This window comes from Nocardioides psychrotolerans (assembly GCF_900113685.1).
Classification (GTDB): Bacteria; Actinomycetota; Actinomycetes; order Propionibacteriales; family Nocardioidaceae; genus Nocardioides; species Nocardioides psychrotolerans.
Genome location: NZ_FOQG01000003.1, coordinates 63527 through 89415, shown reverse-complemented (window position 1 = coordinate 89415; position 25889 = coordinate 63527). Strand labels below are relative to the sequence as shown.

24 protein-coding genes are annotated in these 25889 nt (G+C 72.8%); 16 read left to right on the top strand and 8 right to left on the bottom strand.

Going from position 1 to position 25889, the window contains the following annotated elements; genetic code table 11:
- The first annotated feature begins 2 nt into the window (after window positions 1-2).
- The 6 genes from BM204_RS04805 to BM204_RS04780 are packed head-to-tail and all read left to right on the top strand — an operon-like array spanning window position 3 to window position 8331.
- A complete protein-coding gene (locus BM204_RS04805) occupies window positions 3-2069 on the top strand; it encodes a molybdopterin oxidoreductase family protein (protein WP_091110878.1) in 2067 nt (688 codons plus the stop codon).
- Complete coding sequence (locus BM204_RS04800; protein ID WP_091110877.1) at window positions 2066-3520, top strand: FAD-dependent oxidoreductase; 1455 nt, start codon at window positions 2066-2068, stop codon at window positions 3518-3520. The genes BM204_RS04805 and BM204_RS04800 overlap by 4 nt, the downstream gene beginning before the upstream one ends.
- Window positions 3521-3546: 26 nt before the next feature.
- The gene (nirB, locus tag BM204_RS04795; protein ID WP_091111224.1) at window positions 3547-6162 is read left to right on the top strand and encodes a nitrite reductase large subunit NirB; all 2616 of its coding nucleotides are present in this window, start codon (window positions 3547-3549) and stop codon (window positions 6160-6162) included.
- Window positions 6159-6533: a nitrite reductase small subunit NirD gene (gene nirD, locus BM204_RS04790; RefSeq protein WP_091110875.1), complete on the top strand. Its 375-nt coding sequence runs from the start codon at window positions 6159-6161 to the stop codon at window positions 6531-6533. The genes nirB and nirD overlap by 4 nt, the downstream gene beginning before the upstream one ends.
- The gene (locus tag BM204_RS04785) at window positions 6521-7648 is read left to right on the top strand and encodes a uroporphyrinogen-III synthase (RefSeq protein ID WP_091111222.1); all 1128 of its coding nucleotides are present in this window, start codon (window positions 6521-6523) and stop codon (window positions 7646-7648) included. The genes nirD and BM204_RS04785 overlap by 13 nt, the downstream gene beginning before the upstream one ends.
- Window positions 7645-8331: a sirohydrochlorin chelatase gene (locus BM204_RS04780; protein WP_091110873.1), complete on the top strand. Its 687-nt coding sequence runs from the start codon at window positions 7645-7647 to the stop codon at window positions 8329-8331. Before BM204_RS04785 ends, BM204_RS04780 begins: the two co-directional genes overlap by 4 nt.
- 169 nt (window positions 8332-8500) lie before the next feature.
- On the opposite strand, the gene BM204_RS04775 is transcribed toward BM204_RS04780, so the two are convergent.
- The 5 genes from BM204_RS04775 to BM204_RS04755 all read right to left on the bottom strand — a co-directional run bounded on the left by BM204_RS04775 (window position 8501) and on the right by BM204_RS04755 (window position 13281).
- A complete protein-coding gene (locus BM204_RS04775; protein WP_091110872.1) occupies window positions 8501-10018 on the bottom strand; it encodes a sodium/solute symporter in 1518 nt (505 codons plus the stop codon).
- Complete coding sequence (locus tag BM204_RS04770; protein WP_091110870.1) at window positions 10015-10389, bottom strand: hypothetical protein; 375 nt, start codon at window positions 10387-10389, stop codon at window positions 10015-10017. Before BM204_RS04770 ends, BM204_RS04775 begins: the two co-directional genes overlap by 4 nt.
- A gap of 85 nt (window positions 10390-10474) precedes the next feature.
- Window positions 10475-11242 (bottom strand): LytR/AlgR family response regulator transcription factor, encoded by a 768-nt coding sequence (locus tag BM204_RS04765; protein ID WP_091110868.1) that lies wholly within the window; start codon window positions 11240-11242, stop codon window positions 10475-10477.
- Window positions 11239-12351, bottom strand: a complete 1113-nt coding sequence (locus BM204_RS04760; RefSeq protein ID WP_091110867.1) for a sensor histidine kinase — start codon at window positions 12349-12351, stop codon at window positions 11239-11241. Before BM204_RS04760 ends, BM204_RS04765 begins: the two co-directional genes overlap by 4 nt.
- Before the next feature lie 42 nt (window positions 12352-12393).
- The gene (locus tag BM204_RS04755) at window positions 12394-13281 is read right to left on the bottom strand and encodes a class I SAM-dependent methyltransferase (protein ID WP_091110866.1); all 888 of its coding nucleotides are present in this window, start codon (window positions 13279-13281) and stop codon (window positions 12394-12396) included.
- A gap of 33 nt (window positions 13282-13314) precedes the next feature.
- Between BM204_RS04755 and BM204_RS04750 the strand changes: the two genes are divergently transcribed.
- Window positions 13315-14040 (top strand): Fic family protein, encoded by a 726-nt coding sequence (locus tag BM204_RS04750; protein WP_091110864.1) that lies wholly within the window; start codon window positions 13315-13317, stop codon window positions 14038-14040.
- Window positions 14041-14332: 292 nt separating this feature from the next.
- On the opposite strand, the gene BM204_RS04745 is transcribed toward BM204_RS04750, so the two are convergent.
- Window positions 14333-15127, bottom strand: coding sequence for an HAD family hydrolase (locus BM204_RS04745; RefSeq protein ID WP_091110863.1), 795 nt, complete (start codon window positions 15125-15127; stop codon window positions 14333-14335).
- 124 nt (window positions 15128-15251) lie between these two features.
- On the opposite strand from BM204_RS04745, the gene ssd reads away from it, so the two are divergent.
- From ssd to BM204_RS04710, 7 genes are all read left to right on the top strand, one after another.
- Entirely contained in the window at window positions 15252-16298 is a 1047-nt protein-coding gene (ssd, locus tag BM204_RS04740) for a septum site-determining protein Ssd (RefSeq protein WP_091110861.1), read from the top strand.
- Complete coding sequence (locus tag BM204_RS04735; RefSeq protein WP_091110860.1) at window positions 16295-17455, top strand: TadA family conjugal transfer-associated ATPase; 1161 nt, start codon at window positions 16295-16297, stop codon at window positions 17453-17455. Before ssd ends, BM204_RS04735 begins: the two co-directional genes overlap by 4 nt.
- Entirely contained in the window at window positions 17452-18252 is an 801-nt protein-coding gene (locus BM204_RS04730) for a type II secretion system F family protein (protein WP_091110858.1), read from the top strand. The genes BM204_RS04735 and BM204_RS04730 overlap by 4 nt, the downstream gene beginning before the upstream one ends.
- Window positions 18249-18965 carry a type II secretion system F family protein gene (locus BM204_RS04725; protein ID WP_091110856.1) on the top strand — a complete coding sequence of 239 codons (717 nt, stop codon included), beginning with the start codon at window positions 18249-18251 and terminating at the stop codon, window positions 18963-18965. Before BM204_RS04730 ends, BM204_RS04725 begins: the two co-directional genes overlap by 4 nt.
- Window positions 18966-19112: 147 nt before the next feature.
- Window positions 19113-19346 carry a DUF4244 domain-containing protein gene (locus BM204_RS04720; protein WP_246166379.1) on the top strand — a complete coding sequence of 78 codons (234 nt, stop codon included), beginning with the start codon at window positions 19113-19115 and terminating at the stop codon, window positions 19344-19346.
- Window positions 19343-19711, top strand: coding sequence for a TadE family protein (locus BM204_RS04715; protein ID WP_091110854.1), 369 nt, complete (start codon window positions 19343-19345; stop codon window positions 19709-19711). Before BM204_RS04720 ends, BM204_RS04715 begins: the two co-directional genes overlap by 4 nt.
- The gene (locus BM204_RS04710) at window positions 19708-20094 is read left to right on the top strand and encodes an Rv3654c family TadE-like protein (protein ID WP_246166377.1); all 387 of its coding nucleotides are present in this window, start codon (window positions 19708-19710) and stop codon (window positions 20092-20094) included. The genes BM204_RS04715 and BM204_RS04710 overlap by 4 nt, the downstream gene beginning before the upstream one ends.
- Here the strand turns inward: BM204_RS04710 and BM204_RS04705 are convergent.
- Window positions 20088-20408 (bottom strand): hypothetical protein, encoded by a 321-nt coding sequence (locus BM204_RS04705; protein WP_091110853.1) that lies wholly within the window; start codon window positions 20406-20408, stop codon window positions 20088-20090. The genes BM204_RS04710 and BM204_RS04705 overlap by 7 nt on opposite strands.
- 55 nt (window positions 20409-20463) lie before the next feature.
- Window positions 20464-22791: a DEAD/DEAH box helicase gene (locus tag BM204_RS04700; protein WP_091110851.1), complete on the bottom strand. Its 2328-nt coding sequence runs from the start codon at window positions 22789-22791 to the stop codon at window positions 20464-20466.
- Window positions 22792-22982: 191 nt separating this feature from the next.
- Here BM204_RS04700 and BM204_RS04695 point away from each other — a divergent pair, with 191 nt between their 5' ends.
- On the top strand, window positions 22983-23327 hold the full coding sequence (locus tag BM204_RS04695) for an STAS domain-containing protein (protein WP_281290201.1): 345 nt from the start codon (window positions 22983-22985) through the stop codon (window positions 23325-23327).
- 182 nt (window positions 23328-23509) lie between these two features.
- Complete coding sequence (locus BM204_RS04690; protein WP_091110849.1) at window positions 23510-25864, top strand: sodium-translocating pyrophosphatase; 2355 nt, start codon at window positions 23510-23512, stop codon at window positions 25862-25864.
- Window positions 25865-25889 lie beyond the last annotated feature (25 nt).

Sequence of the window (25889 nt, the reverse complement as noted above, 5' to 3'; positions counted from 1 at the left end):
GCATGACGGCCACTGCGACCCACTGCCCCTACTGCAGCCTCCAGTGCGGGATGACGCTCGTCCGTGAGGGTCGTGCCGCCCTCGCGGTGCAGGCGTGGCCCGCGTTCCCCGTCAACGAGGGGGCGCTGTGCCGCAAGGGCTGGAGCGCGGTCGGGCTGCGGGGCAGCCGCGAGCGGCTCACCAGCCCGCTCGTGCGTGACCGGGAGACCGGCGAGCTCCGCACCGCGTCGTGGGACGAGGCGCTCGACCTCGTGGCGTCGCGGGTGCGGTCGCTCCAGGCGGCCCACGGCGCGGATGCGATCGCGGTCTTCGGTGGCGGTGGGTTGACCAACGAGAAGGCCTACCAGCTCGGCAAGCTCGCCCGAGTCGCGCTGGGCACCTCGCAGATCGACTACAACGGCCGCTGGTGCATGTCCTCCGCGGCCTCCGCAGGCAACCAGGCCTTCGGGATCGACCGCGGGCTGCCGTTCCCCCTGGCCGACATCGAGGAGGCCGACGTCGTCGTGCTCGTCGGCTCCAACCTGGCCGAGACGATGCCGCCGGCGACGCGCCACCTCGACCGGCTGCGCGCTCGCGGCGGGCACGTGGTGGTGATCGACCCGCGTCGTACGCCGACCGCCGACCGCGCTGACACCTTCCTCCAGCCGGTGCCCGGCACCGACCTCGCGCTGGCGCTGGGGCTGCTCCACCTCGTGGTGGCCGCCGGCGACGTCGACGAGGCCTACGTCGCGGCGCGCACGACCGGCTTCGACGACGTACGCCGTTCGGGCGCCGCCTGGTGGCCCGAGCGGGTCGAGCGCGTGACCGGCGTGCCCGTCGCTGAGCTGCGGGCGCTCGCGTCGCTGCTCGGCCGCTCGGTGCGTGAGTCGGGCAAGGTGATGGTGCTGACCGCGCGCGGCGCCGAGCAGCACAGCCAGGGGACCGACACGGTGCTGGCCTGGATCAACCTGACGCTGGCGCTCGGCATGCCGGGTCGGCTGGGCGGGGGCTACGGCTGCCTCACCGGGCAGGGCAACGGCCAGGGCGGCCGCGAGCACGGTCAGAAGGCCGACCAGCTGCCCGGCTACCGGATGATCGACGACCCGGCCGCGCGCGAGCACGTGGCGCGGGTGTGGGGCGTCCCCGCCGCCTCGTTGCCAGGCAAGGGACGCTCGGCCTACGAGCTGCTCGACTCCCTCGGTCAGGACGGTGGAGCGAAGGCGCTGCTGGTCTTCGGCTCCAACGTCGTCGTCTCCGCCCCCAACGCGACCCACGTGACGTCGCGGCTGGAGTCGCTGGACCTCCTGGTCGTCGCCGACATCGTGATGTCGGAGACCGCGGCCATGGCCGACGTCGTGCTGCCGGTCACGCAGTGGGCCGAGGAGACCGGCACGATGACCAACCTCGAGGGTCGGGTGATCCTGCGCCAGCAGGCGGTCCCGCCGCCCGACGGGGTGCGGAGCGACCTCGAGGTGATGGCCGGGCTGGCGTCGCGGCTGGAGTCCGCCGGGGTCTTCTCGACCGATGCCGAGGAGGTCTTCGGCGAGCTGGCGCGGGCCTCGGCCGGCGGCAGGGCCGACTACGCCGGCATCACCTACGACCGGATCCGCAGCGAGCACGGGGTGTTCTGGCCGTGCCCGTCCGCGGACCACCCGGGGACCCCGCGGCTCTTCGCGTCCGCCTTCGCGACGCCCGACGGTCGCGCGCGGTGCGTGGCGGTCGAGCACCGAGGTGCCGCCGAGGTGCCGTGCGACGACTATCCGGTCCACCTGACGACCGGAAGGGTGCTCGCCCAATACCAGTCCGGCGCCCAGAGCCGCCGCATCCGCGACCTGCCCGACACCGGCCCGTTCGTCGAGCTGCACCCGATGCTGGCCGACCGGATCGGCGCCCACGCCGGCGACCTGGTCGTCGTGGCCACGCGCCGCGGCGAGCTCAAGGCGCCCGCGCGCGTGGTGTCGACGATCCGGCCGGACACGGTGTTCGTGCCGTTCCACTGGGTCGGCGCCAACCGGCTCACCAACGACGCGCTCGACCCGTCGAGCCGGATGCCGGAGTTCAAGGTCTGTGCCGCGGCGGTGCGGACATGAGCGCCCGTCGCGTCGTCGTCGTCGGCAACGGCATGGCTGCGACGCGGCTGGTGGAGGAGCTGGTCAGCACCGGCCGCGGGGGGCCTGCGCAAGCGCTCCACCTGACGGTGCTCGGCGACGAGGACCACCCTGCGTACAACCGGATCCTGTTGTCGGCCGTCCTCGAGGGCACGTACCGCCTCGACGCGCTGACGCTGCGCGCACCGGAGTGGTACGCCGAGCACGGCGTCGACCTGCGCCTCGGTGCACGCGTGCTCGGGGTCGACCGGGAGCGCCGCGACGTGATGCTCGTCGACGGCACGGTGCTGCCCTACGACCGGCTCGTCCTTGCCACGGGCTCCATCCCCAGCCTCCCGCCGATCCGCGGGCTGGTGCGTCTCGACGGCCGGCTGCACGAGGCCGTCCACGCGTTCCGCTCGCTCGACGACTGCCTTCGGCTGATGGAGGCGATCCGCCCTGACCAACGAGCGGTCGTGGTCGGCGGCGGCCTGCTCGGGCTGCAGGTGGCGCGGGCGCTGAGCGTGCGCGGCCTCGACGTCGAGATCGTGGAGGGCGGTGAGCACCTGCTGCGCAGCCAGGTCGGCGGCCCGGCCGGGCAGGTGCTGGCCCGCGACCTGCGTCGCCTCGGCACCACCGTCTACACGGGGGCGCGTGCGGTGCGGCTGAGCGATACACCCTCGACGAGCGGCGGTGAGGGCGCGGTCGGTCTGCGTCTCGACAACGGCTACACCCTCGACACCGACCTGGTCGTCCTCACGGCGGGCGGTCGTCCCTCGACCGCCCTGGCCCGCGGCGCCGACCTGGAGGTCAGGCGCGGCATCGTGGTCGACGACCACCTCGCCTCGGTCACGGACCCCGACGTCTTCGCGATCGGCGACTGCGCCGAGCACGACGGCCGCACGACCGGTTTCGTCGGACCGGCCTGGGAGCAGGCCGCACTGCTCGCGCGGCGCCTCACCGACCCCGACGCAGACGCCACCTACACCGGCAGCCGCAGCGTCGCACGCCTGCGCGCCACGGGCCTCGACGTCGCGGTCCTCGGTGACCCCGAGCGCGCGACCGCCGACGGGGGCGAGGTCGTCGAGGTCACCAACCCCATCGTCGGGTCGCACCGCAAGCTCGTCCTGCGCGACGGCGTCATCGTGGCCGCCACCCTGGTCGGGGACCTGTCGCGGATCGGCCTGATCACGCAGTACTTCGACCACGGCACCCGTCTCGCCGGCACCGAGCCCGCAGCCCTCCTCATGGGCGACCGCATGGCCCCGCCCGCGCGACTCGCCGACGACGCCGAGATCTGCGCCTGCGCCGGTGTCAGCGCCGGTCGGATCCGCGCCTGCTCCTCGCTCGACGAGGTCCGTGCCACCACCCGCGCCACCACCGGGTGCGGCGGCTGCTCGTCGTCCGTCGCCCAGGTCCTCGCCAGCCGTCCAGCCCTCACCGCAGCACCCTGACCCGCAGCACCCTGAAGGAGATCACCATGACCCCCACCCCGGACCACAAGCGACTGACCCTGGTCGTCGTCGGCCACGGCATGGTCGGCCACCGCTTCGTGCAGGCCGCGATCGAGCGCGGGCTCACCGAGACCTACGACGTGATCGTCGTCGGCGAGGAGTGCCGCCCTGCCTACGACCGCGTCGCTCTCACCTCCTTCTTCGAAGTCGGCGCCGAGGAGCTCTCGCTCCTGCCCGGCGGTGCGTACGACGACCCGCGGGTGCGGCTGGTCACCGGCACCGAGGTCACGGGGTTGGACACCGAGACGCGCACGGTGCTGCTCGCCGACGGCGAGGTGCTCGGCTTCGACGAGCTGGTGCTGGCCACCGGGGCGGCGCCGTTCGTCCCGCCGATCCCGGGCAAGGACCTGCCGGGCTGCTTCGTCTACCGCACCATCGAGGACCTCGAGGCGATCCGCGAGGCAGCGGCCGGTGCCACGGTCGGCGCGGTCGTCGGCGGCGGGTTGCTCGGGCTCGAGGCGGCCAACGCGCTGGCCCAGCTCGGCCTGGAGACCCACGTCGTGGAGATGGCGCCACGGCTGATGGCCGTGCAGGTCGACGACGCCGGCGGCGCCATGCTGACCCGCCACATCGAGAAGCTCGGGCTCACCGTGCACACCGGTGCGGCGACCGAGGCCGTGCTCGGCGAGTCGCACGTCACCGGCCTGGCGCTGCGCGATCGCGAACCCATCCTGGCCGAGGTCGTCGTCTTCTCCGCCGGCATCCGCCCCCGTGACGGCCTGGCCCGCGACGCCGGCCTCGACCTCGCCGAGCGCGGTGGCGTCCTGGTCGACGAGCAGTGCCGCTCCTCCGACCCACACGTCTGGGCGATCGGTGAGTGCGCGGCACCGGCCGGTCGGACGTATGGCCTCGTCGCCCCCGGCTACACGATGGCCGAGGTCGTCGTCGACGCGCTGCTCGGCGGACCCGGCGCGTTCACCGGCGCCGACATGTCCACCAAGCTCAAGCTCCTCGGCGTCGACGTGGCGTCCTTCGGCGACGCCCACGGCACCACGGAGGGCGCCCTCGAGCTGGTCTTCGCCGATGCCGTCGCGGGCCACTACAAGAAGCTGGTGGTGAAGGAGAACCCCGACGGGGACGGCACGATCCTGCTCGGCGGGATCCTCGTCGGCGACGCCTCGGCGTACGGCGTGCTGCGGCCGATGGTCGCCGCCGACGGCACGAGCGGCATCGAGCTCCCGCCCAACCCCGAGGACCTGATCCTGCCCGCGAGCCGCGGCGCGGTCGAGATCGGCCTGCCTGACGAGGCGGTGGTCTGCTCGTGCAACACCGTGACGAAGGGCGAGATCCTCGCGAGGGTCTCGACCGACGGAGCGGGCGACGCCGAGCCGTGCACCGACGCGACCTGTGTCACGAGGTGCTCAGGGGCGGGCAGCACCTGCGGTTCGTGCAAGCCCACGGTGAAGAAGATCGTGGAGGACCACTTCGCCTCCGTGGGGAAGGTCGTCGACCGGAGCCTCTGCGAGCACTTCGGCCTGACCCGCCAGGAGATCTTCGACGTCGTCGCGGTCCACGGCTACACCCGCTTCGACGACGTGATGGAGGGGCACGGCACCGGCCGCGGCTGTGACATCTGCAAGCCGGTCGTCGCCTCGGTCCTGGCCTCCCAGCTGGGTGGGCACGTCCTCTCGCCGGCCCACCGGCCGCTCCAGGACACCAACGACGCCTACCTCGCCAACATCCAGAAGAACGGCACCTACTCGGTCGTCCCACGCATCCCCGGCGGTGAGATCACGCCTGCGAAGCTGATCGTGATCGGCGAGGTCGCGCGCGACTTCAACCTCTACACCAAGATCACCGGCGGCCAGCGGATCGACCTCTTCGGCGCCCGGATGGAGGAGCTGCCGCTGATCTGGCGTCGGCTGGTCGACGCCGGCTTCGAGTCGGGGCACGCCTACGGCAAGTCACTGCGCACGGTGAAGTCGTGCGTCGGCTCGACCTGGTGCCGCTACGGCGTGCAGGACTCCACGTCGCTGGCCATCATGCTCGAGGAGCGCTACCGCGGGCTGCGCTCGCCCCACAAGCTCAAGGGCGGCGTCAGCGGCTGCGCCCGCGAGTGCGCGGAGGCGCGGTCCAAGGACTTCGGCGTCATCGCGACCGAGAAGGGGTGGAACCTCTACGTCGCCGGCAACGGTGGCGCCGCGCCGGTCCACGCCCGCCTCCTCGCTGGTGACCTCGACACCCAGACGCTGGTTAGCTACCTCGACCGCTTCCTCATGTACTACATCCGGACCGCCGACAGGCTCCAGCGCACCGCCCTGTGGGTCGACAGCCTCGACGGCGGCCTCGACCGTGTCCGCCAGGTGGTCGTCGAGGACTCGCTCGGGCTCGGCAGCGAGCTGGAGGCGGCGATGGACGCCCACGTCGACGGCTACTTCGACGAGTGGGCAGCCACGCTCGAGGACCCCGACAAGCTGGCGCGCTTCGTGTCGTTCGTCAACGCGCCCGGCACGCCCGACCCGCACATCACCTTCCGCGAGGAGCGCGACCAGATCGCCCCGGCCGACGCAGACGGTCCGGTCGTCCTGGGTGCCACCATCGCGGTGGGCGCACCTCTCGGCGCCGTGGCGGGGACCCGATGACGACCACGAGCCAGGCCACGAGCAGCGACCCCACGACGTACACGGTGGTGTGCCGGCTGGACCAGGTCGAGCGCGAGGGCGGCGTCGTGGCGCTGGTCGGTGGGGCCGCGGTGGCGGTCTTCCGGACCTACGACGACGAGGTGTTCGCCCTGGACAACTACGATCCCTTCTCACGGGCCTCGGTGCTGGCCCGCGGCATCGTCGGCACGCGGGGGGACATCTCGTTCGTGGCGTCGCCGATGCACAAGCAGGCGTTCGACCTACGCACCGGGCACTGCCTCGACGACGCGGCGGTGCGGGTCCCGGCGTACGACGTGCAGGTCACTGGCGACGGCCAGGTGCTGGTGGGAGGCGTGAGATCGAACAGCTAGACGGGACGACGGCCTCCCTGACCGGTTTCCGGATCGGGGTCACCGCCGCGCGCAAGGTCGAGGAGCAGGTCCAGCTCTTCGAGCGCCGGGGCGCCAGCACGGTGTGGGCGCCCGCGCTCTCGCTCGGTGCCAACCTTGTCGACGACGCCGTCCTGCGCGCCGCGACCGACGAGGTGCTGAGCCGCCCCGTCGACGTCTTCCTCGCGACGACCGGCATCGGCATGAAGGGCTGGTTCGCGGCCGCCGAGGGCTGGGGTGTCATCGACGACCTCCTGGCCGCGCTGGGGCGCGCCGAGATCCTCGCGCGCGGGCCCAAGAGCGTCGGCGCGCTGCGCAGGCGCGGGCTGCGCGAGCTGTGGTCGCCGGCCTCCGAGGAGTTCGAGGACGTGCTCGAGCACCTGCGCGGGCGCGACCTCACCGGCCTGCGCATCGTCGTCCAGGAGCACGGGCAGTCGCTGTCGATGGTCGCCCACGCGCTGCGGCGCCGGGGGGCGGACGTGACGACCGTGACGGTCTACCGCGTGGTGGCGGCCGAGGACCCCGAGCCGATGTTCCACCTCATCGACGAGATCGCCGACCGGGCCGTGCACGCGGTGACCTTCACCTCGGCCCCCGCCGTGGCCGCGCTGATGGACGCCGCCGGCTCGACGGGTCGGCGCGAGGACGTCGTCGGGGCCTTCCAGGCCGACGTGATCGCCTCGTGTGTCGGACCCGTCACCGCGGCCGCCTTCGAGATGTGGGGTGTGCCGACGATCTATCCCGAGCGCTCGCGGCTGGTCGCGATGGTCAAGCAGCTCGAGACCGAGCTGCCCTCACGCACCAGCGGCCAGACCCTCGAGGTCGCTGGCCACACGCTGCTGCTGCACGGCGACCTCATCCTCCTCGACGGCTCCGAGGTCAAGCTCTCGCCCGCCCCGTGGGCGGTCCTTCAGGCGCTGCTGGTCAACCCCGGTCACGTCGTCTCCCGTCGTGAGCTGCTCGCGTCGTTGCCCTCCGGCATCGCCGGCTCCGAGCACGCCGTCGAGATGGCCGTCGCGCGGCTGCGGGCCGCGATCGGGACGCGGATGATCCAGACGGTCGTGAAGCGCGGTTACCGGCTGGCGGTGAGCACGTGACGCGCCGCCCCCGGCTGGTGACCGTGGCGCACGGCACCCGCAAGAGCGGCGGCAACGAGGTCGCCCGCCAGATCACGCTCGCTGCGGGCCTCGCCCTCGGCGTCGAGGCGGTCTGCTCCTACGTCGAGCTGTCCGATCCCCTCTTCGAGGACGTCGTCGCGGCCGATGTGACCCCTACCGTCGTGGTGCCGCTCCTGCTCTCCACCGGCTTCCACCTCCGCCAGGACCTGCCGCGCATGGCTTCTGCTGCTGCCGGTCCGCTCGTCCTCGGACGCCCCCTCGGGCCGCACCGGCTGGTCGCGCAGGCGCAGCTGGAGCAGCTCGCGCGGGTGGGGGCCCGGCCCGGTGACGGGCGGCTGGTGCTCGTCGCTGCCGGCTCCTCCGACCCGCTCGCCACCCGCGACCTCACCCGTGCCGCCGAGCTGCTCGGTCGGTCGTGGGGCTCGGCCGTCGAGGTGGCCACCCTGTCCGCGCTGGGCCGTCGGCCCGCCGAGGTCGTGCGCGCGGGCGACGTCGTGTCGCCCTACCTGCTCTCGCCGGGCTTCTTCGCCGACCGCGCCCGAGACGAGTCGCTCGCCGCCGGGGCCGCGGTCATCGCCGACGTCATCGGCCCGCACCCCCTCGTCGTCGACCTGGTCGTGCAGCGCGCGCACGCGCTGGAGAGCGTGCGGCAGACCGCCTAGCCGCTCGGGAGGCGGACCTGGGGTGTGCCTGGTCGCCTGGGGTGCCCGGTCGCCTGGGGTGCCCGGTCCGCCGCTGGCCGGTCGTGTGCCGCCTGCAGCGCTGGCCCGCTGCCTCCGGCACACGAACCTCACGCCGGCCACCATGCGGCCGCCACCAGGCTGACCCACCTCACCCGCGGTCGAGGTCCAGCGCCTCGGGGGTGTGCAGCCGCACCATGAACCGCCGGGTGTGGACGGGCACCCGGCTCGCCGTCGCCCGCGACACCCCGATCATCACCGCGAACGCGAGGGGGACGCTCCAGGCAGCAGGCTGCTCGAGGAGTACGGCGGGCCAGCCGGTCGCGGACCCCTCCAGGAGCGTCCACATCACCCCGGCACCGGAGCCGAGTCCGCCGGCCAGCATTCCAGTGAAAGCCCCGACGTCGGTCAGCCCTCGCCACCAGATGCCCAGCAGCAGCAGGGGACAGAAGGTCGACGCCGCGACCGCGAAGGCGAGGCCGACCGCGCGGGCGACCCCGATGCTGGGCACAGCGAGCGCGATCGCAAGCGGCACGGCGACCGCGATGACGGCGGCCACCCGGAAGGCGGTGATGCCGGTCAAGCGCCGGTTGCCGAACGCCTTGCCGGTCACGTCCTGGCTGATGACGCCCGCGACGGCGATCGTCAACCCCGAGGAGGTGGAGAGGAAGGCAGCGAACGCCCCGGCGGTCACGAGCCCCGCGAGCAGCTCGCCGCCGATGCCCGGGACCATGAGCCGGGGGAGCTCGAGGACCAGGACGTCGGAGCGGCCCGACGCGGCCAGCTCCCCGGCGTAGATGCGACCGAGCGCGCCGTAGACCGGCGGCAGCACGTAGAAGATGCCCAGCAGCACGAGGACGACGAGGGTCGTGCGACGGGCGGCGCGGCCGTCGGGGTTGGTGTAGAAGCGCACGACCACGTGGGGCAGGCCCATGGTGCCGAGGAACGTGGCGATGATCAGCGAGTAGGTGAGGTAGAGGCCCTCGGAGCCCCCGCTGGCCAGCGGCACGGACCACGAGTCGTCGACCGGCATCCGGCTGCCGGGGGTGCCGTCGCCGACCCAGACGATCAGCAGCACCACGAGGGGGAGCAGGAGCGCGGTGAGCTTGAGCCAGTACTGGAAGGCCTGGACGAAGGTGATGCTGCGCATCCCACCGGAGGTGACGTTGGCGAGGACGACCGCCCCGACGATGACAGGACCGACCCAGGTGGGCGCGCCGATCGCGGCGCGGATCGTGAGGCCCGCGCCGTGGAACTGCGGCAGCAGGTAGAGCCAGCCGATCGCCACCACCATCACCGAGCAGGTGGCGCGCACGCGGCGTGAGCCCAGGCGGGCCTCGGCGAAGTCGGGGAGCGTGTAGGCGCCGCTGCGGCGCAGGGGCGCGGCGACCAGGACGAGCAGGAGGAGGTAGCCGGCCGTCCAACCGATGGGATACCAGAGCATGTCGGCGCCGAAGGTCAGCACCAGGCCGGCGACGCCGAGGAACGAGGCGGCGGAGAGGTATTCACCGCTGATGGCCGAGGCGTTGAGCGCCGGTCGCACCGAGCGCGAGGCCACGAAGAAGTCGCTGGTGGTGCGGGAGAAACGCAGCCCCCAGGTGCCGATCAGCAGCGTCGCGAGCGTCACGAGGACCACGGCGACGAGGCCGGTGACGGTCTCGGTGCTCATCGTTCGATCTCACCGAGCAGGTCGGCGAAGTCGCGCTCGTTGCGCTCGGCGCGACGGACGTAGCGCCAGCCCAGCAGCACCAGGAACGGGTAGACCAGGCCGCCGAGGAGCAGCCAGGCCAGCGGGATCCCGAGCACCGTGACCTCGGAGAGCCCGGGGAAGACCCGGAAGGCGAGCGGCAGCGACCCGACCGTCACGACCAGCACCAGGATCGTCCGGGCCGCCAGCCGGAGCTGCTCACGCAGCAGCGAGCCGAGGTAGACGCTGCCCAACCGGGTCTCGTCGTCGATGTCGCCGGTCCGCCTCCGTGGGGTGTGGCGTCGCGGGGGGCCGGTCACGCGGACCCGCTCGGGGCGGGGGCCCTCGGTCACGGGGTCACCGGCTGGTCGTCGAGTGACGCGGATTGCATGCTCCGACGGTGGTTGGGCATGCTCCTGGTGTCACTCGACGAGGTCCTCACCCGTCAGCCCGATTCAGCAGCAGGTCGCGCAGCTCGCGCGTGTGCCGCCGGCTGACGCCGAGCTGCACCAACGCTCCGGGTCCGCCGGGTCCGGTCACGACGACCGAGCACCGGCCGGCGTCCATCCGCACCTCGCGGACGTGGGCGAGGGCCACCAGCAGCGAGCGGTGGATCCGCACGAAGCCGGCGACCCGCCACTCCTCCTCGAGCGTCGACAGCGCCACACGGACCAGGTGTGAGCCCTCAGCGGTGTGCAACCGGGCGTAGTCACCCTGCGCCTCCACGTGCGTCACGTCGGTCCGGTCCACGAACCGGGTCACGCCGCCAAGCTCGACCGGGATCTGGGTGCTCTGCGCCGGGCCCGGCGCCCGATCGCTGCCCTCGACCACCCGTCGTACGGCCTCGGCGAGGCGGTCGGCGCGCACGGGCTTGAGGACGTAGTCGACCGCGCGCAGGTCGAACGCGTCGACCGCGTGGGCGTCGTGGGCGGTCACGAACACGATCGGCGGCGGGGTCTTGAACCGCGAGAGGACCTGAGCCAGCTCGAGCCCCGTCAGGCCCGGCATCTGGATGTCGAGGAAGACCACGTCGACGTCCATCTCGTGCAGCGTCCGCAGCCCCTCGGCCGCGGAGTCGCAGGTGATCACCTCACCGATGCGCGGGTCCCGGGCCAACAGGTAGGCGAGCTCGTCGAGAGCCGGCCGCTCGTCGTCGACGACAAGGACCTTGAGGTCGGTGGTGGGGCTCGTGCCGAGACTCGTCATGGCTGCACTCCGGGGGCGAACTTGGGCACGCGCACGATCACCTTGGTGCCGGCGCCGGGGGCAGTCTCCACCACCAGCCCGAAGTCGTCACCGAACGTGTTGCGCAACCGGCTGTCGACGTTGCCCAGCCCGACGGAGTCGAGGGAGGCGTCGCCGGCCAGCGCGCGCCGTACGCGCTCGGGGTCCTCGCCCACCCCGTCGTCCTCGACCTCGATCACGCACTCCTGGCCGCGGTCCAGCGCGACGATCCGCACGTGACCGGCCCCCTCCACGTTGGCCAGGCCGTGGCGCACGGCGTTCTCGACGAGGGGTTGGATGCACAGGAACGGTACGGCGACCGGCAGCACCTCCGGCGCGATGCTGAGCGTCACGGTGAGCCGGTCACCGAAGCGCGCCTGCTCGAGCAGGAGGTAGCGCTCCACGGAGCGGAGCTCCTCCGCGAGGGTCGTGAAGTCGCCGTGGCTGCGAAAGGAGTAGCGCGTGAAGTCGGCGAACTCCAGCAGCAGCTCGCGGGCCCGGTCGGGGTCGGTGCGCACGAAGCTGGCGATCGCGCCGAGGGAGTTGTAGATGAAGTGGGGGCTGATCTGCGCGCGCAGCGCCCGGACCTCGGCCTCGATCGCACGGGTCCGCGACGCGTCGAGCTCGGCCAGCTCGAGCTGGCCGGACACCCAGGTCGCGACCTCGTCGGCGGCCCGGGCCAGCCCGGCGGTGGAGTAGGGCGCGAAAGCCTGCAGCGTGCCGACGATGCGCTCCTCGACGACCAGCGGGCTGACCACCGCGGTGCGGACCGGGCAGCCGCTGTCCGCGCACGTCAGGTCGGGCCGGTCGAAGACCCGGGTGGTGCCGCGCTCGAGCGTCGCGGTCACCAGCGCGTCGGTCTGCTCGCGGTGGTGGGCGCCGGTGCCGTCCCAGGCCAGCGCGGTCGCGGTGTCGGTCAGGGCCATCGCAGGAGTGCCGAGCAGGGAACGCAGGTGCCTGATGGAGCGTTCGGCCGACTCGGCGGTCAGCCCGCGGCGCAGCGCGGGCGAGGCCAGGGAGGCGCTGTGGAGGGTCCGGAAGGTCGCTCGGTCGGCTTCCGTGCCGAGGTTGGTCCGCCGCCACGCGCGCATGGGGGTCATCGTGCACTACGCAGAGCCCCTGTCGCGGGCCCTTCAGCGGAAGTCGATGAGGAGCATCCCGCTGTCGTCGTCGGTGGGCGGCGGGATCGGCGGGATCGGCCGGATCGGCATGGTCGGCTCGTTGCGCGAGTCGCCGGCGCCGTCGCGGCGCTCCAGGTCGAGCCCGGGTGCGTCGGGCCGGTCGACGACCTGGGCGCGCAAGCAGCGCGTCAGGTAGGGCAGCTGCATCCCGTCCATGCCGCGGCCGTAGTCGTCGTAGAGCGCCAGCACCTCGGCCAGCTTGGCCGCGCGCTCCTCCTCGCCGAGGCTGATGACGTCGGAGCGGGAGGCGACGAGGTCCTGGATGGTGCGCCGATCGACGGTCTGCCAGTTCTTGAAGCTCTCCGTCGTCGGCTGGTCGAAGTCCTGGGCGGAGACGAGCACGGCCAGGGAGCCCTGCTCAGGCGGGGGGCTGGCGATGATGCGGCCGAGCTTCTTGACCCAGGGGATCCGCTCGTCGCGACTGTTGAACACGACCGCGAGGTGGCCGCCGGGCTTGAGCACCCGGGCGATCTCGGGCAGCGCCCGCTCGTGGTCGAACCAGTGGAAGGCCTGCGCGGCGATCACGACGTCGTAGGAGCGCCCGGTTGCCGGGATTTCCTCGGCCCCGGTCACCGACGTGCGGACCTCGGGCAGCCGGGCGCGCAGCAGGTCGAGCATCGCGGCATCCGGGTCGGTGGCGTGCACGTCGTGGCCCAGCGCGACCAGCTGCTCGGTCAGCTTGCCGGTGCCGGCCCCGAGCTCGAGCACCGTGAGGGGCTCGGCGGAGGTCGCCCAGGCGACGGCGTCGCGCGTGTAGGACGGGCGGCCACGGTCGTAGACGTCGGCCACGCTGCCGAAGGAGCGGCCATCGCTGCCGGTGGGGGAGGGTCGGTCGGTCATCAGGCCGAGGTTACCCGCGGATAGCCTTCGACCGTGGCTTCCGATCCCCTTGCGTGGCTGGTGTCTCTCGAAGGCGTCCCCTCCGCCTATGCCGCCGCGCGCGACGGCATCGACGTGATGCTCCGCGACCGGGGCCTGCGCCGCACCTCGCCCGAGACCACGGCCGAGTCGCTGCTGCGCGGCGCCCAGGCCAGCGCGGTGCTCGAGGGGTCCGCCTCGACCCTCGCCGAGGTCCGTGCAGGGACCGGTGACGACACGGCCCAGGACTCTCTGCGCGTCTCGACCGAGCTGCTCTCCCTCGCCCCGCTGATGGCGCGCTCGCCACTCCAGGCCCTCGCCCGGCTGCACGCGCTCGCCGCCGCCTCGCTGCCTGACGACCGGCGGGGCCGGCCACGCGACGACGAGTCCGCCGCGCGTCTGCGCGACATCTCCGCGCTGCTCACCCGGCCGACCGACGCACCCGCGCTGCTCGTGGCCTCGCTGATCCACGCCGAGCTGGTCACCGCGGCCCCCTTCGCCTCCCACAACGGCATCGTGGCCCGAGCAGCGGAGCGGCTGCTGCTCCTGTCTCGTGGGGTCGACGAGAAGTCGCTGGTCGTGCCGGAAGCCGGGCACCTGGCCCTCCGCCCGGCGTACGAGTCGAACCTGAGGGGCTATGCCGAGGGCGGCGCGGCCGGCATGCACGCGTGGATCCTCTACGGCGCCGAGGCGTTCGCCGCGGGAGCCGAGGCGAGCCCGCTGCGGCGCCCGAACGCGTGAGGGAGCTCCTGGTAGCACGTGCAGGTGGCGCCCGAATCTCTCTGGACTCGAACGCCACCGCTGACACGTGGGCGCTTGGCTACCAAGCGTGCATCGCCAACTGCTGCTCCGGGAATATCCCGAAAGACAGCGCCCTGTAGGAAGGGAGATCGCCGCGTGGGTACCCGGCTCACGTGCTGCTCTTGAGTTGTCGTTCTCCCTCAGTTCTACGCCGGTTTGCGCAGCCCTACAAGGGTTGACATTTCGCCTGGGGACGAGCCGGGCGTGGCGTCCCGACGTCGTACGACGGCACTCAGGCGCCGAGGCGACGCTTGCGTGCGTTGACCCACAAGACGCTGCCGACCGCGGCGGCGCCACCGACCGCGAGCACGGCGAGGGTGGGCTTCGCGGGAGGCAGGCGCAGGCCTTTGCCGAGGGCCACGGGCTTGGTGAAGACCAGCACGGGCCAGCCGTTGGCCGAGGCCACCTTGCGCAGCTCGCGGTCGGGATTGACGGCGTGGGGGTGCCCGACCGCCGCGAGCATGGGCACGTCGGTGATCGAGTCGCTGTAGCCGAAGCACTCGGCCAGGTCGTAGCCCACCTCGTCGGCCAGCTCGCGGATCGCCTCGGCCTTGACCTCGGCGTAGGCGTAGTAGGAGATCTCCCCGGTGTACTTGCCGTCCACGATCTCCAGGCGTGACGCCACGACGCGGTCGGCGCCGAGCAGCTCGCCGATCGGGTCGACGAGCTCACTGCCGGAGGCGGAGACGATCACGATGTCGCGGCCGGCGGCCCGGTGCTCCTCGATGAGCGAGACCGCCTCGTCGTAGACCAGCGGGTCGACCACGTGGTGCAGGGTCTCGGCGACGATCTCGCGCACCGTCGCGACGTCCCAGCCGGCGCACAGCTGCGACATGAACTGCCGCATCTTCTCCATCTGGTCGTGGTCGGCTCCGCCGACCAGATAGACGAACTGGGCGTAGGCAGAGCGCAGCACCGCGCGTCGCGAGATCAGCCCTCCGGCCTGGAAGGGGCGGGAGAAGGCGAAGGTGCTCGACTTGGCGATGATCGTCTTGTCGAGGTCGAAGAAGGCCGCGGTCGGCGCCATGGGCCCATCGTAGGGGGCCGGCCCGCGCGCCACCTGTCATCCACAGGTCAGGGTCTGGCCGGCTCGTCCACAGGCTGCGCCCAGCAGGGGTTGGGGTGTCCGCGGTCACGGGGATGCTTCCCGCATGACTGCTCCCTTGTTCGTGACCAGAGACGAGACCCTGCTCGACGAGCTGCTGCGGCTCGCGGCGGCCGCCGGCATCACCCCCGATGTCGCGCGTGACTGTGCGGCGGCACTGCGCGGGTGGGGCGGCGCGCCGCTGGTGCTGCTGGGGGCCGACCTCGCCGTGGAGATGGCCCACATCTCGCCAGCGAGACGACCCGGGGTGCACGTCGTGGCGTGGGGTGGCGTGCCGGACGAGCTCTTCCGCACGGCGCTCGCGGTCGGCGCCGAGGACGTCACGGAGCTGCCGCGCTCCGACACCTGGCTCATCGAGACCCTCACCGACCTGGGCGATGACACGCCCTCGCGCGGCATGGTGCTCGGCGTGGTCGGCGGCTCGGGCGGTGCAGGTGCGACGACTTTCGCCTGTGCGTTGGGCCAGACGGCGGCGCAGCGCGGCCCAGCGGTGGTGATCGACTGCGACCCGATGGGACCGGGCGTCGACCGGGTGCTGGGTGTCGAGGCCTACGACGGCTTCCGCTGGGACGCGTTGTGCCAGACGACCGGCCGGCTCAGCGGCCGGGCGCTGCGCGAGGCGCTGCCCCGTCGCGGTGCTCTCGGCGTCCTCTCGTGGTATTCCGGCTCCGCCGGCACGCTCCAACCGTTCGCCGTCCGGGAGGCGCTATCGGCCGCGCGCCGCGGCCACGACGCGGTCGTCCTCGATCTCCCGCGCTCGCCCCAGCCGGTGGTCGACGAGATCGTGTCGCGCTGCGACCTGGTGCTCATGCTGGTGGTGCCGACCGTGGCCGGGGTCGCGTCGGCCGCTCGCACCTGTGCCCGGCTCGGCGCCCCGACCCAGCTCCGGCTGGTGCTGCGCGGGCAGGGCCTGGCGGCCCGCGACGTCAGCCGCGCCACCGGCGTCGCGGTCGTCGCCGAGATGAACGACCAGCGTGGGCTCGCCGAGGCGATCGACCTGGGGCTCGGGCCGATCCGCTCGCGCCGCGGGCCGCTGGGTCGGGCCGCCACCGAGGTGCTGCAACGTGTGACCGTGATGGGTCAGGCCGCGTGACGCTCCCGGTCGGCGCGGTCGAGCAGGTCCGTGAGCGCCTCGCCCGCGACCCGGGTGACCTCACGCCCCACCGGGTCGCGGAGGCACTGCGAGCGACCGGGCGACCGGTCGGCGACGCCACGGTCCTCGAGGTCTATGAGAGCCTGCGCCGCGACGTTGTCGGGGCCGGCCCGCTGGAGCCGCTGCTGCGGTTGCCCGGCGTCACCGACGTCCTCGTCAACGGCCCCGACCAGGTCTTCGTCGACAGGGGAGCCGGGCTCGAGCGGACCGACGTGAGGTTCCCCGACGACGAGGCTGTACGCCGCCTCGCCCAGCGTCTCGCCGGCGCCGGTGGACGCCGGCTCGACGACGCGACCCCCTACGTCGACCTCCGGCTGGCCGACGGCACCCGCTGCCACGCGGTGCTCGCCCCCGTCGCCCGGCCGGGCACCGTCATCTCGCTGCGAGTCCCGCGCGGGCGAGTCTTCACCCTCGAGGAGCTGGTTGCCTCGCGCTTCCTCACCGAGCAGTCGGGCCGGCTGGTGAGCTCGATCATCCAGGCCCGGTTGGCGTTCCTCGTCAGCGGCGGGACGGGCACGGGCAAGACGACCCTCCTCGCGGCGCTGCTGTCGCGGGTGCCGGAGCACGAGCGGCTGGTCCTGGTCGAGGACTCCTCCGAGCTGCGCCCCGACCACCCTCACCTGGTCGGGCTCGAGGCCCGACCGGTCAACGTCGAGGGCTCGGGCGGGATCGACCTGCGCACCCTCGTCCGCCAGGCCCTGCGCATGCGCCCGGACCGACTGGTCGTGGGGGAGGTTCGCGGCGGGGAGGTCGTGGACCTGCTCGCCGCGATGAACACCGGCCACGAGGGCGGCTGCGGCACCCTGCACGCCAACTCCGCCCTCGACGTGCCCTCGCGGGTGGAGTCGCTCGCCCTGGCCGCCGGTCTGGGGCGCGAGGCGGCGCACAGCCAGCTCGCCTCCGCTGTCGACGTGGTGCTCCACCTGGTGCGCGGCCGCGACGGCCGTCGTCGGCTCGCCCAGGTCGCGGTCCCGGTGCGTGATCGCTCCGGGCTCGTCACGATGAGCACGGCGGTCGAGATCGACGCCGACGGCTCGGCGGCCGCCGGACCGGCCGAGGGCCGGCTCGTCGACCTCCTCGCGGCCCGCACGTCGTGACCACCGCGGCCGCGCTCGCTGTCGGTGCCGCTGTGGTCGCCGTCTGGCTGTCCGCGCCGGCGCCCGCGCTGCCGCAGCAGGCCTCCCACGCCCGGTCGGGGGCGCCGGACGGCAGGGGCCCGCTGTGGTGGCGTTGGCTGGTGGCACCCGGTGTCGCCGTGGTCTGGCTGGTGTCCGGGACCGCCCTGGTGCTGGTGGTCCTCACGTCGGCCGTGACCGTCGCCGCAGTGTTCCTGCTGCGTGCCCGGTCACGCCGGCTCGCCGACCGTGCCGCCGCCCAGCGGGTGCTCGAGCTCTGCGAGCACCTCGCCGGCGACCTGGGTGCCGGACAACCGCCCGGCGCCGCGCTGGAGCGGGCCGCGGCGACGTGGCCGGCGCTGGGACCGGTCGCCGCCGCCCACCGGATCGGCTCCGACGTCCCGACCGCGCTGCGCGAGGTCGCGCTGCAGGGGGGCACCTCCGACCTCCGGCTGGTCGCAGCCGCGTGGCAGCTGACCCACCGCACGGGTGCCGGTCTCGCCGACGCCGTGGATCGGGTGGCCCAGGACCTGCGGGCCGCGCACGCCACCCGACGGATCGTCGACGGCGAGCTCGCCTCCGCCCGCGCGACGTCGCGCCTGGTCGCGGCCCTGCCGCTGCTCGCCTTGGCGATGGGCTCCGGTGCCGGCGGCGACCCCTGGGGATTCCTCTTCGGCCACCCTGTCGGGCTCGCGTGCCTCGCAGCCGGGCTGGCCTTCGGATTCGCCGGCCTGTGGTGGATCGAGGCGATCGCCCGCGGCGTCGAGCGCGCCGGATGATCTGGCTCAGCGCCCTGGCGGTGGCGCTGGCGACCGCCCTCCTGCTGCCGACCAGACCGCGGTGGGAGCGCTCACCGCCCGTGCCGAGCGGCCCGGCCCCCGACGACGGCGGGTGGATGCGTCGACACCGCTGGCTGCTGTCGCTGCTCGCTGGGCTCGGTGCGTGGCTCTTCCTCGGCGGGACCCCGGGCCTGGTCGGTGGCACTGTCGCGGCGGTCGTCGCCTGGGTCGTCATCGGACGGGGTGAGTCGCCGGCAGCGCGCCGCGACCGCGAAGCCACCCGACGCGAGCTGCCGCACGTCGTCACCCTGCTGGCCGCGGCCCTGCGGGTGGGGGTGGCTCCGGCGGAGGCAGCGCGACTGGTCTGTCGAGCCCTGCCCGGTCCGGCCACCACCCGCCTCGACCGGTCGGTGGCCCGGCTCGAGCTCGGGGCCGATCCCGCTGAGGTGTGGTCCAAGCTCGCCCTGGAGCCGGGGCTGGCCCCGCTCGGCCGGGCGTTGTCGCGGTCCCACGACACCGGCGCCTCCGTCGTCACCGCCGTCGAGCGGCTCTCGGACCAGCTGGCCCGGGAGGCGCGCGGCGACGTCGAGGACCGTGCGCGTGCGGTGGGCGTGAAGGCGGCCGTGCCCCTGGGGCTGTGCCTGCTGCCAGCCTTCCTCCTGATCGGCATCGTCCCGCTGGTCGCCGGCCTGATGAGCTCGTTCCAGTGGTGATCGCCGGCCACCAGTCGTGCACAACCGACGTTCCGACCGCGTCGCCCACAGGAGGACCGGAGGCAGCTCGCGGGGGGTCCCAGGGCGGCGCAGTCTCGTCCTGCGCGGGCACGTCCGGTGACCGCGCCCGACCCGAAGGAGATCCTCTTGACCGCGATCACGCCCCTCGTCCCCTCCCGCCGCTCTGGTCATCCGCCTCGCAGCACGCTTCCCAGCACGCTTCGCTCGGAGCAGGGGATCACCACCGCCGAATACGCCGTGGGAACGGCCGCGGGCGCCGGCCTCGCCGGCCTGCTCTACAAGCTGCTGACCGGTGGCTTCGGCGACACGATGCTCAAGACCCTCTTCGACCACGTGCTCGGTCTGCTGGGCATCGGATGAGCCGTGCCGGTCGTCGCGAGCGGGGAGCCGTCACGGCCGAGCTGGCCCTGACACTCCCGATCCTCGTCGCAGTGACGATCGGCCTGGTCTGGCTGCTCGCCGTCGGTGCCGCCCAGGTCCGCGTCGTCGACGCGGCGCGCGAGACCGCCCGCAGCGTGGCTCGCGGTGACGAGACGTCCGAGGCGGTGGCCCGGGGGGAGCAGGTGGCGCCCGACGGCAGCTCGATCACCGTCACGCGGCAGGACGGTCGCGTCATCGCCGTGGCGACCGGATCGGTCGCCGGCCCCGGTGGGCTGTTCGACTTCCTCCCCGAGGTCCGGGTCCGTGCCGAGGCGGTCACCCTCGACGAGGAGGTGGGCCGGTGACACGTCTCCCACCCGGGCGCTGCGCGCGTCGCCATGACGCTCGGGGTGCGATCACGCTGCTCGTCGTGGCCATCTCGGGGCTGCTGCTCCTCCTGGGCTCGGCCCTGGGAGTGGTCGCCGCCATGGTGGTCGCACACCGCACGGCCCAGGCGGCCGCCGACCTCGCGGCCGTCGCGGGGGCCACCGCGCTGCAACGGGGCCGCGACCCCTGTGCGACGGCGGCCGACATCGCCGTGGCCAACGGCGCGAGCCTGACCTCCTGCACGGTCGACGGTCGCGACGTCCTGGTGGATGTCTCGGTCAGGGGTCCGAGGTGGCTCGGCCAGGAGGCCGACCTGGACGGTCGGGCGCGGGCCGGACCGGCGAGTGGGGTCCGTCAGTAGGGGCGGCGGTCGGGGTCGTTCTCGTCGATGTCGCGGCGACGCTCGGCCTCCGCGTGATCGAGCTTCTCGGACAGCTCGTCGATCTTCTTGGCCTCGCGACGCTTGGCCAGGGAGCGCTTCGCGCCGAACTTCGAGATGCCCAGGCCCCACAGGACCGCGACACCGGCGCCGACGCCGAGCAGGAAGAGGGTCAGCGCGCCGACCTCGGTGCCGAGCACCTCGAGCTGACCGCTGGCGGTGATCTCGGCGGTGAACACGGCAGCGACGACCAGCAGTGCGCCACCGGCGATGAGGAGCAGCCCCAGGATGAACATGGTGCTGAGGCTACTCGGATCCGGCCCTCGTGCGCCCACCAGGCCGTGACGGTGGTCAGCCCTGTGCGAGCAGCACGTCGAGGAGCCGGAGGGCGCCGACCTTGTCGAGCGGGTTGTTCTGGTTGCCGCACTTGGGCGACTGGATGCACGACGGGCAGCCCTCGGCGCACGCACAGGACGCGATCGCCTCGCGGGTCGCGCCCAGCCATGCCCGGGCCGCGGCGAAACCGCGCTCGGCGAAGCCGGCCCCACCTGGATGGCCGTCGTAGACGAAGACGGTCAGCATCCCGGTGTCGCCGTGCAGGGCGGTGGAGACCCCGCCGATGTCCCAGCGGTCGCAGGTCGCGAAGAGCGGCAGCAACCCGATCGAGCAGTGCTCGGCGGCGTGCGCGGATCCGGGCACGTCGGCGGCCGAGAGACCGGCGCCGGTCAGCAGGTCGTCGGGCACCGTCCACCACACCGCGCTGGTGCGCAGCGCCCGCTCGGGCAGGTCGAGCAGCTCCTCCCCGATCACCTCGCCGGAGGGCTGGCGCCGCTTGAGGTAGGACACGACCTGGTGGGAGACGTCGACCTCGCCGAAGGACAGGCGGCAGCGGCCCCAGTCCTCCCCGGTGCGCTCGGCCACGATCGAGATGTCGGTGATCTCGCGCGCCGAGGTGGAGTAGCCCGGGTCGGCGCGGCTCATCACCGCGACGTGCTCGTCGAGGTCGAGGGTCTCGACCAGCCAGATCTCGCCCCGGTGGACGTAGACCGCGCCCTCGTGGGCCTCGCTGTGCGCCCGCCCGCCGTCGACGGTGCCGACCACTCGACCGGTCTCCGACTCGACCAGCTGGATCGGCGACCCGCCGGCCGAGCGGATGTCGGTGAGGTCGACCGCGCGACGGCGGTCGGTCCAGAACCACCCTCGCGGTCGGCGGCGCAGCAGGCCGGCCTCCACCAGGCCCGCGACGACGTCGGGGGCCCTATCGCCGAAGAGCGGGAGGTCGGCATCGGTCAGCGGGATCTCCTGGGCGGCGGCGCACAGGTGGGGCCCGAGCACGTAGGGGTTGTCCGGGTCGAAGACCGTGGCCTCGACCGGTTGCCCGAACAGTGCCTCGGGGTGGTGGACGAGGTAGGTGTCGAGGGGGTCGTCGCGGGCGACCAGGATGCCGAGCGCGTCCTGGGCCTCCCGCCCGGCGCGGCCCACCTGCTGCCAGAGCCCGGCGCGGGTGCCGGGGAAGCCGGCCATGAGCACCGCGTCGAGCCCGCTGATGTCGATGCCGAGCTCGAGGGCGTTGGTGGCGGCCAGGCCGATCAGCGAGCCGTCACGCAGCGCCTGCTCGATCGCTCGCCGCTCCTCGGGCAGGTAGCCACCGCGGTAGGCCGCGACCCGACCGGTCAGCGACGGGTCCACCTCCGCGAGCAGCCCGGCTGCGGTGATCGCCACCTGTTCGGCGCCGCGTCGCGACTTGATGAAGGCGAGGGTGCGGACGTCCTCGGCGACCAGGTCGGCCAGCAGGTCGGCGGTCTCGGAGGACGCGGCGCGGCGCACCGGGGCGCCGTTCTCGCCGGCGTAGGAGGTGAACGGCGGCTCCCAGAGCGCGAGCGACACCTCGCCGCGCGGCGAGCAGTCCTCGGTGACCGCCGAGACCGGCAGCCCGGTGAGTCGCGCGGCCGCCGTCTCGGGCTCGGCCACCGTGGCGGAGGCCAGGACGAACGTCGGGTGCGCGCCGTAGTGGTCGCAGACCCGCCGCAGCCGCCGCAGCACCTGGCTGACGTGGGCGCCGAAGACCCCGCGGTAGTGGTGGCACTCGTCGACCACGACGTAGCGCAGCGAGCCGAGGAACGCCGCCCACCGAGCGTGACCCGGCAACAGGGAGCGGTGCAGCATGTCGGGGTTGGTCAGGATGTATTCGCCGTGGTCGCGCGCCCAGTCGCGCAGGTCGTGGCTGCTGTCACCGTCGTGCGTCGTGACGCGTACATCGAGCCCCAGGGAGGTCAGCCCGGCCAGCTGGTCCTGGGCCAGGGCCTTGGTCGGCGCGAGGTAGAGCACGGTCGCGCCGCGCTGGCCCCGGCTCCCGCGGCCGTCGCGGATCGCGGTGAGCGCGGGGAGCTGGTAGGCGAGCGACTTGCCCGACGCGGTGCCGGTCGAGAGCACGACGTGCTGCCCGGCGTGGGCGGCGTCGGCGGCCTGCACCTGGTGTCGCCACGGCTGGTCCAGGCCACGCGCCAGGAAAGCCTCACGCACGTCGTCGGCGACCCAGGTCGGCCATGGCGCGTGAACGGCCGCGCGCGGTGGCAGGGTCTCGAGGTGGGTGAGCCGGTCCTCGCGGCCGGGCACAGCGGCGAGGCGCCGCAGGGTCTCGGATCCGCGGCGAGCGCGGGAGGAGGCCGTCGACGTCATCTGTCGACTCTCCCAGGGACCACCGACATCGCCGCCTCGGAGCGTCTGCGCCGACATCGTGAGAGCCGGTCTGAAACCCCTGCGCCGCGACGTACTCCTACTTCTTTGTGCAGGTGAGCGGCGGGCGTGGTTTCATATTCCAGTCCAGGTTCGCGGTGCTAAGCCTGGACTTCGGAACTGATGACCGCCTCATGGGAGAGAACGTGGACCTGACTCTTGACACTCGCGAGGTCGGTGGCCGCACCATCGTGGCCGTCGGCGGGGAGATCGACGTCTACACGGCACCCAAGCTGCGTGACCGCATCACCGAGCTGGTCGCCGAGGGCGTCTACGACCTGGTGATCGACATGGAGGCCGTGGAGTTCCTCGACTCGACAGGCCTCGGAGTCCTGGTCGGCGGGCTCAAGAAGGTCCGGGCGCACGACGGCTCGCTGCAGCTGATCTGCAACCAGGACCGGCTGCTCAAGATCTTCCGCATCACCGGTCTCGCCAAGGTGTTCGTGATCCACGAGTCGGCCGAGGCCGCCCTGGCCTGAGTGCCCCCCTTCCCGCCCGTCACCGTCAGGTGCCGGGCGCTGCGGCATGCCGGTGTCCGACGACAGGCGACGTGGCCCGGGTCACACCTCCTGCCGTGTCGAGCCGACGGCGTGCGTAGACTCCCGCTCGTTCCGTGACCTGAGCCACATCTGGCTCGCTCTCATTTCGCAGGAGGACGTACATGGCCGGGATTCATCCCGCTGTCGTGGACCTCTCCGGCGGCAATCTCGTCCTGGTCATCGTCGTCGCCCTGATCGCGCTCGGCGCGCTCGCGATGGCGTTCATGTTCCGCCAGGAAGTCCTTGCTGCCGGTGAAGGCACCGCCAACATGCAGAACATCGCCCAAGCCATCCAGGAGGGCGCCAACGCCTACCTGACACGGCAGTTCAGGACGCTCGCGGTCTTCGCGGCCATCGCGTTCTTCGCACTCCTCGCGCTCCCCGCGGACGAGATGTCGGTCCGGATCGGCCGCTCGATCTTCTTCCTGGCCGGGGCCGGCTTCTCGGCCGCCGTCGGCTACCTCGGGATGAACCTCGCCGTGCGTGCCAACGTCCGAGTCGCAGCGGCCGCCAACGAGCCCGGCGGACGCGAGCCCGCCATGACGATCGGTCTGCGCACCGGCGCCATGGTCGGCATGCTCACCGTGGGCCTCGGCCTGCTCGGCGCGAGCATCGTGGTCCTGCTCTTCAAGGACCAGGCGCCCGACGTGCTCGAGGGCTTCGGCTTCGGTGCCGCGTTGCTGGCCATGTTCATGCGCGTCGGCGGTGGCATCTTCACCAAGGCCGCCGACGTCGGCGCCGACCTGGTCGGCAAGGTCGAGCAGGGCATCCCCGAGGACGACCCGCGCAACGCCGCGACCATCGCCGACAACGTGGGCGACAACGTGGGTGACTGCGCCGGCATGGCGGCCGACCTCTTCGAGTCCTACGCCGTCACGCTGGTCGCCGCGCTCATCCTCGGCTCGCAGGCGTTCGGCGACAAGGGTCTGGTCTACCCGCTGCTGATCCCCGCCATCGGTGCCCTCACCGCTGTCGCGGGCGTCTACCTGACCCGGCCCAAGGTGGGCGAGAGCGGTCTCACCACGATCAACAAGGCCTTCTACCTCTCCGCCGGCATCTCCGCTGTGGCGTGCGTGCTCCTGTCGTTCGTCTACCTGCCGACCAACTTCGCCGACTTCGAGGGACTGGGCACCAACACCCTGGAGCTGATCTCGGGTGCGCCGGAGGGCAACCCTGCGCTCATCGCGTCGGTGGCCGTGGTCATCGGCATCGTCATGGCCGCCGGCATCCTGGCCCTGACCGGCTACTTCACCGGCACCGAGTACAAGCCGGTCAAGGACGTCGGCAGGACCTCGCTGACAGGTGCGGCCACAGTCATCCTGTCCGGCCTCTCGGTCGGCTTCGAGTCGGCTGTCTACACCACGCTGGTCATCGGCTCAGCCGTGTTCGGGGCGTTCCTCCTGGGCGGTGCCTCGCTGACGGTCTCGCTGTTCGCCGTGGCCCTGGCCGGTTGCGGCCTGCTGACTACGGTGGGCGTCATCGTCGCGATGGACACCTTCGGTCCCGTCTCCGACAACGCCCAGGGCGTCGCGGAGATGTCCGGCGACGTCAGCCCCGAGGGCGCGCAGATCCTCACCGAGCTCGACGCAGTGGGCAACACGACGAAGGCCGTCACCAAGGGCATCGCGATCGCGACCGCGGTGCTGGCAGCCACGGCCCTGTTCGGCTCCTACGCGACCTCGGCCATCGAGTCCCTGGACGAGGCCGACGCACTCGACGAGCTCACCGGGTTCTTCGTGTTCGACCCGTCCGTGCTCGTGGGCGTGCTGCTCGGCTCGGCTGTCGTGTTCCTCTTCTCCGGTCTGGCCATCAACGCCGTGGCACGCGCCGCGGCTGCCGTGGTCTACGAGGTACGCCGCCAGTTCCGGGAGATCCCCGGGATCATGGAGGGCACCGGCCGCCCGGAGTACGGCAAGGTCGTCGACATCGTCACCAAGGACTCCCTGCGCGAGCTCACCACGCCGGGCATCCTGGCGGTGCTGGCGCCCATCGCGGTCGGCTTCGGTCTCGGTGTCACGGCGCTGGCCGGCTTCCTGGCCGGCGCCATCGGCACCGGGACCCTGATGGCGGTCTTCCTGGCCAACGCAGGTGGGGCCTGGGACAACGCCAAGAAGCTCGTCGAGGACGGCCACCACGGTGGCAAGGGCTCGGCCGCGCACGAGGCCACCATCATCGGTGACACCGTCGGCGACCCGTTCAAGGACACCGCCGGTCCGGCGATCAACCCGCTCATCAAGGTGATGAACCTGGTGTCGCTGCTGATCGTCGGTGCCGTCGTCTCGCTGAGCGTCGGCGAGGACGAGAACGACCTCGTTCGGATCCTCATCGGGCTGACGGCGACCGCAGTCATCGTCGTCGCTGTCTACATCTCCAAGCAGCGCGAGTCGGTCCTGGGCGACGACGCGGGCACCCCGCCGGCACCGACCCCGGCGCAGCCGGTCGTCACGGACCCCACGAGGCCCACGCCGACCTTCTGAGCCGCTCGTCGTACGCAGGCCCGTC

Coding starts and splice junctions, on each gene's coding strand:
- BM204_RS04805 (WP_091110878.1), top strand. CDS start 3: ATGACGGCCACTGCGACCCACTGCCCCTACTGCAGCCTCCAGTGCGGG.
- BM204_RS04800 (WP_091110877.1), top strand. CDS start 2,066: ATGAGCGCCCGTCGCGTCGTCGTCGTCGGCAACGGCATGGCTGCGACG.
- nirB (WP_091111224.1), top strand. CDS start 3,547: ATGACCCCCACCCCGGACCACAAGCGACTGACCCTGGTCGTCGTCGGC.
- nirD (WP_091110875.1), top strand. CDS start 6,159: ATGACGACCACGAGCCAGGCCACGAGCAGCGACCCCACGACGTACACG.
- BM204_RS04775 (WP_091110872.1), bottom strand. CDS start 10,018: ATGAGCACCGAGACCGTCACCGGCCTCGTCGCCGTGGTCCTCGTGACG.
- BM204_RS04765 (WP_091110868.1), bottom strand. CDS start 11,242: ATGACGAGTCTCGGCACGAGCCCCACCACCGACCTCAAGGTCCTTGTC.
- BM204_RS04760 (WP_091110867.1), bottom strand. CDS start 12,351: ATGCGCGCGTGGCGGCGGACCAACCTCGGCACGGAAGCCGACCGAGCG.
- BM204_RS04755 (WP_091110866.1), bottom strand. CDS start 13,281: ATGACCGACCGACCCTCCCCCACCGGCAGCGATGGCCGCTCCTTCGGC.
- BM204_RS04745 (WP_091110863.1), bottom strand. CDS start 15,127: ATGGCGCCGACCGCGGCCTTCTTCGACCTCGACAAGACGATCATCGCC.
- ssd (WP_091110861.1), top strand. CDS start 15,252: ATGACTGCTCCCTTGTTCGTGACCAGAGACGAGACCCTGCTCGACGAG.
- BM204_RS04725 (WP_091110856.1), top strand. CDS start 18,249: ATGATCTGGCTCAGCGCCCTGGCGGTGGCGCTGGCGACCGCCCTCCTG.
- BM204_RS04715 (WP_091110854.1), top strand. CDS start 19,343: ATGAGCCGTGCCGGTCGTCGCGAGCGGGGAGCCGTCACGGCCGAGCTG.
- BM204_RS04705 (WP_091110853.1), bottom strand. CDS start 20,408: ATGTTCATCCTGGGGCTGCTCCTCATCGCCGGTGGCGCACTGCTGGTC.
- BM204_RS04700 (WP_091110851.1), bottom strand. CDS start 22,791: ATGACGTCGACGGCCTCCTCCCGCGCTCGCCGCGGATCCGAGACCCTG.
- BM204_RS04695 (WP_281290201.1), top strand. CDS start 22,983: ATGGGAGAGAACGTGGACCTGACTCTTGACACTCGCGAGGTCGGTGGC.
- BM204_RS04690 (WP_091110849.1), top strand. CDS start 23,510: ATGGCCGGGATTCATCCCGCTGTCGTGGACCTCTCCGGCGGCAATCTC.